Below are 387 nucleotides of genomic sequence, written 5' to 3'. Positions count from 1 at the left end.
CCTTCCCCGAGGAGTTTACCTTCTTGCCGGCCGAGCGCGGCCCGACCGACGAGTTCTACGCCTTCGAACGACTACGCTCCATCAATGAGGTGCCCATCTTCTACGAAAAGCTCGTCTTGCCCAACCGCTACCTGCCCCACTTCCCGCGTCAGCATCTGGACAACCGCTCCTTCTTCGAGCTGCTGCGCACCAAGTACGGCCTGGTGGTGCGGGGCGGGGAGCAGAAAATCCAGGCCCTGACCGCCGACCGCGCCGTCGCTCAGCAGCTCCGTATTGAGGCTGGCACGCCGGTGCTGTGCCTGGAAAAGCGGCTCGACACCAACAAGAGTGACTTCAGCTTCTTCTCCCGGCTCTTCGCCCGGACCGACCACTACCTCTTGCAGGGGC

At 63.3% G+C, this 387-nt stretch carries 1 protein-coding gene; it reads left to right on the top strand.

What is annotated here, in order from left to right; translation table 11 throughout:
* Nucleotides 1-387 (top strand): UTRA domain-containing protein (locus WX88_RS26925; RefSeq protein WP_046247524.1); only part of this gene is annotated, 387 nt, incomplete at both ends.

It is taken from the genome of Hymenobacter terrenus (assembly GCF_000972495.1).
GTDB lineage: Bacteria > Bacteroidota > Bacteroidia > Cytophagales > Hymenobacteraceae > Hymenobacter > Hymenobacter terrenus.
Note: the sequence above shows the minus strand (reverse complement) of the source record. Positions and strands in the feature narration are given on the sequence as shown.